The sequence below is a fragment of the Aquabacterium sp. genome (assembly GCF_035476535.1).
Lineage (GTDB): Bacteria > Pseudomonadota > Gammaproteobacteria > Burkholderiales > Burkholderiaceae_C > Pseudaquabacterium.
In genome coordinates, this window is the sequence record NZ_DATILJ010000112.1 from 1 (window position 1) to 8,652 (window position 8,652).

At 70.4% G+C, this 8,652-nt stretch carries 8 protein-coding genes; 6 read left to right on the forward strand and 2 right to left on the reverse strand.

The window, feature by feature from the left end; genetic code table 11:
• The 4 genes from VLK61_RS11690 to VLK61_RS11705 form a co-directional block, all read left to right on the forward strand.
• The coding region (locus VLK61_RS11690; RefSeq protein WP_325421310.1) for a TonB-dependent receptor at window positions 1–1,893 on the forward strand (1,893 nt) is incomplete at its 5' end.
• A 78-nt stretch (window positions 1,894–1,971) separates the two neighbouring features.
• A complete protein-coding gene (locus tag VLK61_RS11695; RefSeq protein ID WP_325421312.1) occupies window positions 1,972–2,808 on the forward strand; it encodes a hypothetical protein in 837 nt (278 codons plus the stop codon).
• A 158-nt stretch (window positions 2,809–2,966) separates the two neighbouring features.
• Window positions 2,967–4,184 carry a WD40/YVTN/BNR-like repeat-containing protein gene (locus VLK61_RS11700; RefSeq protein ID WP_325421314.1) on the forward strand — a complete coding sequence of 406 codons (1,218 nt, stop codon included), beginning with the start codon at window positions 2,967–2,969 and terminating at the stop codon, window positions 4,182–4,184.
• Between the two features lie 130 nt (window positions 4,185–4,314).
• Window positions 4,315–4,572, forward strand: coding sequence for a MoaD/ThiS family protein (locus VLK61_RS11705; RefSeq protein ID WP_325421316.1), 258 nt, complete (start codon window positions 4,315–4,317; stop codon window positions 4,570–4,572).
• A gap of 3 nt (window positions 4,573–4,575) precedes the next feature.
• On the opposite strand, the gene VLK61_RS11710 is transcribed toward VLK61_RS11705, so the two are convergent.
• Together VLK61_RS11710 and VLK61_RS11715 are read right to left on the reverse strand one after the other, a co-directional pair.
• On the reverse strand, window positions 4,576–5,166 hold the full coding sequence (locus tag VLK61_RS11710) for a hypothetical protein (protein WP_325421318.1): 591 nt from the start codon (window positions 5,164–5,166) through the stop codon (window positions 4,576–4,578).
• A gap of 77 nt (window positions 5,167–5,243) precedes the next feature.
• Window positions 5,244–6,377, reverse strand: coding sequence for a hypothetical protein (locus VLK61_RS11715; protein ID WP_325421320.1), 1,134 nt, complete (start codon window positions 6,375–6,377; stop codon window positions 5,244–5,246).
• A gap of 279 nt (window positions 6,378–6,656) precedes the next feature.
• On the opposite strand from VLK61_RS11715, the gene VLK61_RS11720 reads away from it, so the two are divergent.
• Both VLK61_RS11720 and VLK61_RS11725 read left to right on the forward strand, forming a co-directional pair.
• Window positions 6,657–7,106: a carboxypeptidase regulatory-like domain-containing protein gene (locus tag VLK61_RS11720; RefSeq protein WP_325421322.1), complete on the forward strand. Its 450-nt coding sequence runs from the start codon at window positions 6,657–6,659 to the stop codon at window positions 7,104–7,106.
• 436 nt (window positions 7,107–7,542) lie between these two features.
• The coding region (locus tag VLK61_RS11725) for a hypothetical protein (RefSeq protein WP_414636805.1) at window positions 7,543–8,652 on the forward strand (1,110 nt) is incomplete at its 3' end.

Genomic DNA, 8,652 nt, shown 5'->3' on the forward strand with positions numbered 1-8,652 from the left:
GGCGACCCGGTGGTGGGTGTCAGCGTGGACGGCATCTTCTTCGGCCGTCCGCAGATGGCCGGCGCGGCCTTGTACGACCTGGAACGGGTCGAGTTGCTGCGGGGACCGCAGGGCACGCTGTACGGCCGCAACTCCACGGCCGGCGCCATCAACATCATCACGCGCAAGCCGGGCAAGCGCTTCGAGGGCTCGGCCAGCCTGGGCCTCAGCAGCTATTCGGGACGCCAGGGCGACGTGATGCTCAACGTGCCAGTGAGCGAATCCTTCGCGCTGCGCGGCGTGCTCTCCACCGTCAAACGGGACGGCTACGTCGACACCGCGCATGCCCCGCAGAACAACTTCACGCAGGACAAGAGCGATCAGGACAACGTGTCGGGCCGCCTGCAGGGCCGCCTGACGCTCGGCGCCGACACGACGCTCGCGGTGTCGGCCGACATGTCGCGTGACCGCGGCGTCGGCCCCGGCGCGGTGTCGTATGCGGTGGTGCAGGCCAACCCGCGCGGCGCGGCCGGTCGCTATGTCGCCACCAGCAAATACGAAGGCCGCAACGACATCGATGCCGGCGGCTTCAGCGCCGAGCTGCGCCACAAGTTCGCCTTCGCAGAACTGACCGCGCTGGCCGGGCACCGCACGCAGGAACGCGACCTGCTGTACTCGGTCGCCGGCGCCGCAGCCGGTGCCTACAACCACGCCAGCTTTTCGCAGGACAGCGCCGAGTTGCGCCTGGCTTCCGCCGATGCCGGCCCGCTGCAGTGGGTGGCCGGCGTGTATGCATTCCGCGAAGAGGGCTCGCCCATCGTGCTGCAGGCCTTCGGCCCGTCGGTGATGTTCTACCAGGACCCGATGAAGACCGATTCGAAGGCGATCTTCGGCCAAGCCACTTACGCGTTAGCACCGTCGCTGCGACTCACAGGCGGCTTGCGCCAGACGCAGGACGCCAAGTCGCGCCAGGGTTGCAGCTATTCGTTCGCCATGCTGAATGCCGCCGGGCTGACCCAGCTGACCAACAATAACGACCCGCTGAGCGCGCCGCCGGATGCCGCCAGCCTGCCCCCGTGCCCGACGGCGTCGATCAACAACGTGCCGACCACCGAGTGGAACAAGCTCACCTACCGGCTGGGCGTGGACCACGACCTCGACGCCAACACGATGGTGTTCGCGACCTATTCCACCGGCTTCAAGGCCGGCGGCTTCAACGACGGCAACCTGCCGGCCGTGGCCAACCCCACGGCCATCGTCTACAACCCGGAAACGCTGGCCGCACTGGAGTTCGGCCTGAAGACGCGCTTGCTGAAGAACACGCTGCAGCTCAACGTCTCGGCCTACCGCTACGCGTACACCAACCTGCAGGTCAGCTCGCTGACCACCTGTGCCAGCGGCACCGGCACCTGCACGCTGACCACCAACGCCGGCAAGGCCCGCTCCTCGGGCCTGGAGCTGGAAGGCCGCTACCTGCTGACGCCGGTGGACCGCATCAACTTCGGCCTCGGTCTGACCAACGCCAAGTACACGCAGTTCACCACCTCGGGCGGCTTCGACTGGTCCGGCCGCAAGCTGGACAAGGCGCCTGCGTCGATGCTCAACCTGGGTTGGAGCCACCAGTTCGCGCTGGCCAACGGCGCCGCGCTAACCACCTACATCGGCACCCGGCATTCGGCCAAGTACGTGCTCAGCAACCCGGCCGCCAACCTGCAGTTCGAGCAGGCCGCCTACACCCGGACCGACGCGCACCTGACCTACGCCAGTGCCGACGACCGCTGGGACCTGCAGCTCTATGTGCGCAACATCGAGGACCGCAACGTCGCCACCAGCTACCAGTTCTCGGGCGGACAGCATGGTGTTTTCTTGTCCGAACCGCGCATCGTGGGCCTGCGGGGCAACTTCAAGTTCTGAGCGCCTGAAGGCTGGCCGGAGCTGGCCGGCCCGTCGCCAGCCTCGCCCGGATCCGCTGTGCGTCGCGACAATGGCGCGATGCGCTCGAACCCCGCCCACCGCATCATCGCCGCCGATGTGCATGCGGTGCCCAAGCCCTTCCATGCCTTCGCGGTTCGCAGCGACGAGGCCCGGCATGCCTCGGACGCCCGCGCGCCTTACGGCCGCGTGCACCTTGTGCGCACGGGTTTTCTCGATGCCGGCTCGCTCGCCAGCATCGCGGCCGAAGCTTATGCGCAGATGACGATCGAGGCGTTTTCGGACATCGACTATGCCGCCACGACGCTGGACGACCTGGCCGCGGCCGCGCCCCGCGTGCGCGACCTGGCCGGCCAGATCGCCGGCGCCTTGCAGCTGACGGGCGTGCTCGGGGACGAGTTCGCCAGCTACCGCAGCAGCGTCGCCACACGCATCGACCACCTCGGCTGCTGCGGCGCGGGCTTTCACAACGACGTCGGCCGGCATTGGTCGTGCTGCCTGTTCTGGAATCTTGCCCTCGATGTCGCCGATGTGGAATTCGTGATGCCGCATGCCGGCGTGCGCCTCGCGTTGGCGCCCGGCGACCTGCTGGTCTTCGACCCGGCGATGGCGCACGGCCTGTGTCGGCCGGATGACGCCGGGCAGGCGGTGGCGAGCTCGTTCGAAGCCGGCGACCATCGCCGCCAGGCCTTTCTGACGGGCGAACTGCTGCTCACCGACGCGCACTGGGCCGCGCTCGGCGCGCCGTGGCTGCCGGTGGAAGAACACGAGCGACGCGGCGCGCTCGACCTGATGGTGGCGGAGTTCGACGAGCGCAGCGGCGCCATCAAGCGCCCGGCCGCGCTGCGCGATGGCATGAAGCGCAGCACCTGCCACGTCGACGCATCCAGCGGCTGACACCGCACGAGGTCGGACGCGTGCTCACCACGCGTGCTCAAGTTTGCGCCGACCCGATCGGCGCGGGTCGACAATTCTGCGCGCCGGCTGTCGAGATCGTGCCCGCTCGATCGTCGTGGAGGTAGTCCGATCCGTCAGCCCTTGCCGAGGAATCCGCCATGAGCCGAACATCCGCCCCCGCCTCGCCCGCCAGAAAAACCGCAGCGCGCGGCTCAGCCGCATCGGCGACGCGCCTGGTGATCCTGGTGGCCACGCGCAAGGGCGCCTGGCTGTTCCACGGCGACGCCCGGCGCAAGGCCTGGACGGCCGACGGTCCGCATTTCCTGGGCCACACCATCAGCCACGTGCAACTGGACCCGCGCGACGGCCGCACGCTGCTGGCCGCGGCCAAGACCGGCCACCTCGGCCCGACGATCTTCCGCTCCACCAACTTCGGCCGCAGCTGGAAGGAGGCGGCCAAGCCGCCGGCCTTTGCCAAGCCCGAGGGCACCCTGCCCGGCCGCTCGGTCGACCACAGCTTCTGGCTGACCCCGGGGCATGCCAGCGAGCGCGACAGCTGGTATGCCGGCACCTCGCCGCAGGGCCTGTTCCGCTCGGAGGACGGCGGCGTCAGCTGGGCGCCGCTGCCGGCGGTGAACGACGATGCGCAGTTCCGCGAGTGGATGGGATCGGTGCAGGACGGCACGCCCGACGGGCCGAAGCTGCATTCCATCATCGTCGATCCGCGGGACCCGTCGCACTTGGTCTTCGCGATGTCGGGCGGCGGCGTGCACGAATCGCGCGACGCCGGCCGCAGCTGGGCGACGCTGATCAAGGGCCTGGAGGTGGTCGAGGGCTTCGATGCGGCCACCGTCACCTTCCACGATCCGCATTGCGTGCGGCTGTGCCCGAGCCAACCCGATCGGCTGTACCAGCAGAACCACTGCGGCATCTACCGGCTCGACCGCTCGGGCGCACCCTCCGGCGACCCGTCCACGGACACCTGGCAGCGCATCGGCCGCAAGATGCCCAAGCGCGTGGGCGACATCGGCTTCCCGATGGTCGTGCACCCGCGCGACGCCGACACCGCCTGGGTCTTCCCGATGGACGGCACGAGCGTCTGGCCGCGCACCAGCCCGGAGGGGCGGCCTGCCGCCTACGTCACGCGCAATGCCGGCCGCACCTGGCAGCGGCTGGACGAGGGCCTGCCCGAGGGCCAGGCCTGGTGGACCGTGAAGCGCCAGGCGATGACGGCAGACGCGCAGGCAACGCCGGCGCTGTACCTGGGCACCACCAGCGGCGAGCTGTGGATCGGGCACGACGAAGGCGCGCGCTGGACGAACATCGCCCGCCACCTGCCGGAGATCTACGCGGTGGAAGTCGCGGCGCTGGCATGAGCCCCGCCCGGCCGCCACGGCCCCGGAAGGGGCCACTCGATGGACCTGGGGCTCATTCCCACTTGGCGGGACAGGGCCGCAGGCCCAAGGGTGCACCAGTGAGCCGTCGTCGGGTATCGGAGACGGCCAGATGAAGGTGCTGATCCCCGGGGCGCTGCGCTCGTACACGCGTGAATCGCATGTCGAGGCCGTGGGCGACACGCTGGACGCGCTGTTCGCGGACCTCGAGCGCCGCTACCCCGGGCTGCGTTTCCGCGTGGTCGACGAGCAGAACCAGCTGCGGCCGAATATGCGCATCTTCGTCAATGGCCTCGGCGTGCGCGATCTGCGGCATGGCCTGCAGCCGGACGATTTCGTGGCCCTGGTGATGGCGCTCAGCGGGGGCTGAGCCTCAGCCGTTGCGGAACAGCCCCCTGTCCTTCATGCGCAGCAGCCGGGACCGGCTGGCCGGCGGCTCCGGCCGTTCCACCGGTTCGGGCGGCGGCGGCGGGTCTGCCGCATCGGCCGGCGCCATCAGCGGACCGGCCGATGTCCACGGCGTGCGGACGCGATCCGGTTCGACCACATCGAACAGGACCGGCGGCTGCCTGGAAGGCCGCTCGCCCTCGGGCGGCGCATCGAGCGCCAGGTCGATGAAGTCCAACGGGGGCGCCACCGGCACGGCGCCGCGGCGGACCGGGGCCACGCCGGCCGCCTGGACAGCGACGTCGGCGCCGGAGCGTGCTTCGACCGCGGCTTCGGCCGGGATTTCAGCCGGGACCTCAGCCGTGCCCTCAGGCGTCGCTGGCACGTGTTCGGGTCGCGCTGCCGTCGGCGCTGCCGGCAGCCCGCGGATCCGGATCGCCTCCCACACCAGGCCCGTGGCGGCGAGCTGGCGCAGGCGCTCGCCGCGCGATCCGTCGCTGGCCATCGCCGACAACGCGGCATGCAGCTCCGGGTAGACCTCGCTGTCGATCTCGAAGGCGAGCGCGATGACGGCCACGATGCCTCGCTTCAGCGATCAGCGATGACAGCCGGCCCGCCGCGCGGCCATCGACCTGGGGCCTGCGCGCACGGTTTTTAGCCTTCGGCCAGCGCTTCGCCGATGAGCTGGAATCCGCGCACGTTGGCGGACATCGGCTCCGGCATGATGAACACCGGGATCGCCGGGAAGCGCCGCGCCAGCACGTCGCGGTAACGCTCGGGGTGGCCCCCCACCAGCACGATCAGGTCGACGATCTCGTGCGCATCGCGCAGACCGTCGACCATGCGGTTGATCGAGTCCTCGATGACGCTCATGATCTCCGGCTCGAAACGCTCCAGCGCGTGCGCCACGCCGGCCAGCTTCACCGGCGTGCGCTGCCGCAGGGCCTCGTTGATGCGCGGCATCACCGCCGGCCCCAGCGGCCGGCCGATGTGCGCGGCCAGCGACTCCTGGACCGAGCGCACCACCCGGTGCCGGCCCGCGTCGGAAGCGGCGCCGCTGGCGCGCGGATTGATGGTGCCCTGCTGGATCAGCAGCCAGTCGAGCGTGTGCTCGCCCGGGTCGATCATCAGCACCGACAACTCGTCCAGCCCGTCCGCGCTCGGCAGCGGCGGCAGCGCGCCGCCGGTGCCGATGATCACGCGGTTGAGCTCCTCCAGGTGCTCGCCGAGCGCGGCGTAGCCGCCCATCGGCTGGGCCTGCACGATGACGCGGCGCACGTTGATCTTGCGCTCGTCGCCGATGTCGACCTCGCCTTCATAGCGCGAGCGCAGGTAGTCGCGCCGCTTGGCATCGTTGTACTGATTGACGGGCAGGCCCAGCACGAGCACGTCGACCACCGAATCCCCGGCCTCGGCCATGTAGCGCAAGGCGCCCTTGGTCAGGGCCTCGTAGATCGCGCCCCGGTAGAACTCGTCGGTCACGTCGCGGCCGAAGCTGCCGCCGGCCTGGGCCAGGCCGACATCGCGCCCGACCTCGTAGTTCGCGCCGTTCACCGGCACGTCGAAGGTGTCGCGGCGGCGCGTGCCCAGCGAGCGCACGGCGCTGGCGTCCGACGGGATCGCCATCGACGGGAAGTTGATGAACGCGATGCCCGCCCCGGCACGCACGCTGGCCTTGACGAGACCGAAACCGACATCGATGGCGCGTACCACCGAAGTCGTCGAAGGTTCCGGCTGCACCGCCCCGCCGCTGAGGGCGCGGATTTTCGAAGTGTTCGCGTTGGCCATATGTCGTCCAGTTGTGAAAAAGGGTTGCTAAGGTCACGAGCCGCGTTCTGCCCGGCGATTCCTATCGCCCAAAAGGCGCGCCACGGCGCGCTCTCGCACGCCGAAACCGCGAATCTCCCTTGTATCGAAACGGGGACCAAGAACCAAGCAAGTCAACACTTGGTGCGCGGGCATTGCGGCCCCACAGACGCCGATCAAGGCATCACGGAATACCCGCGGACGGTCAGGCGTCCCGATTGCCCTGGATGTGCTCGCGGCGCGTCGCCGCGAGGAGCCAGCATGTCTCGAACCACTCCCCACTGGCTAGGGCCGGCCATCATCGTCGGTGTGCTGGCGACAGGCGCCGCCGCGCAGGCGGCCACCCAGGGCAGCAGCCCGCAAGGCTATGTCTATCTCGAAGGCGGCATCGGCAGCGACGACAACGCCGCGCTCGATGCCAAGCGGGGCAGTTACTCCCTGGGGGTGGTCACCGCAGTGCGCGGCAGCGGGGCCTACCTGGCCGACGTGGATCTGCGCATCAGCGATGCCCGCGGCGCCGTCGTGCTCGAGCGGCACCTGCAGGGTCCGCGCCTGATGATCGCGCTGCCGCCCGGCAAGTACACCGTGCAGGCTTCGTACCGCGGACAGGTGTTGCGGCGCGAGACGACGATAGGCGCCGGATCGCATCAGCAATCGGTCTTCGACTTCGCGGTCGAGGGCGATGTGCTGCCGAAGGGCACGACCCGCTGAACGGCAGGCACTGGCCGATCCGTTGGCCTGCTAGCCCAGCCACCGGCAAGCGCTAGCCCGCTTCGTGGCCCTGTCCTTCGGCCTGCCCTGACGCGGCATCAGCGACCACGCGCATTTGAACCTTCGGCAGCCCGGTTGCAACACAGGGCACGGTTCATGCGCGGCGGCCTCGCCGTGCAGCGGGCCTGCTGCTGGAGATCGCCTCGCCATGACGCTTGCTTGCTTCCAAGGGACAGCCCCAGCCCGTGGCCGGTGGTCGCCCGCCGCCCTGGTGTTGACGGCGGCGCTGGTGGGTTGCGCGGCGCCCGTGCCTGGGCCGCCGAATGGTCAACAGGGTGGCAGACAGCGTGCCGAGGCGCGCCCGGGCGAGGCCGCTCCGGCACCGTCGCTTGCCGCGGAACGCACGATCCGTGACTTCGCGGCGCTGCGGCGCTGCATGGACAACCTGCTGGTCGACTACGGCACGCGCGATCTCAGCGTCAGGGTCGAGGATCTCGACGACCGTGCGCGGCGCAGCGAGGCCGGCAGCGGCGACCTGCTCATCGCCGCGGTGTCCGGCATCACCCAGCGCAGCCGTGCCATCCGCCTGCTGGCGGCCGACGATGACAGGCCCCGTGCCGCCGCCGATGCCTCGGCGCGCAAGCCGATCGCGGCGCTGCCGCAGTACACGCTGCGCAGTGCCTTGCGCCGCCAGCCGTCGGCCGGTCCGGGCGGCGCAGCCGAGTCGCTCGGGCTCGACCTGAGCCTGGTGTCCTTCAACGATGCCAGCGTGGTGCCCGGCACCGCATCCCGCAACACCGTCAGCCTGACGCCCGACGGCGCCGAGCTGCGCAAGTTCGGCACGCAGCTCAGCGTGCCGGGTGGCGGGCGCGAAGCCTCTGCGGCGGCGCTGCGGGCGCTGGCCGACGTGTCGGCGATCGAGCTCTTCGGCCGCCTCGCGAAAGTGCCGTACTGGAGCTGCTTCGGCGCGGCGCCGACTGATGCGGCGGTGATCGCCGAGGTGCAGGACTGGTACGACACGCTGGCCTCGCGGCCCACTGACCTCATCGGCTGGTTCCAGCAGCAGCTGCGCACGCGGCAAGTCTACGAAGGCCCGCTCGACGGCACCGTCAGTCCGCCGCTGAAAGAGGCCGTGGCCCGCTACCGCGAGGCGCTGGGCCTGACGCGCGAGCCCAAGCTGACATTGGACTTCTTCCAGGCTTATCTGGCCGCGGACCACCAGGCGCTGGCGCAGCGCCTTGCCGCGGCCCCGGCAGCCGTGCCCGCGGCCGCCAGACCGCTCGGCCAAGCCGCCACCCAAGCGCCCTCCCCAACAGCCGTGCGACCCGCCACCCCAGCAGCCGGCCCATCAAGCACCCAACAGAGCGCCCAACAGAGCGCCCAAGCGCCGGCGCCGCGGCCCGTGCCGCTGGACCTGCGCATCGGCGCGGCCAACGAGGCCCAGCGCTTCGCGCGTGGCGATGCGGTGCAACTGCTCATCCGGCCCAGCCGCGATGCCCATGTCTACTGCTTCCTGCAGGACGAGAACCGGCGCATCACGCGCTTC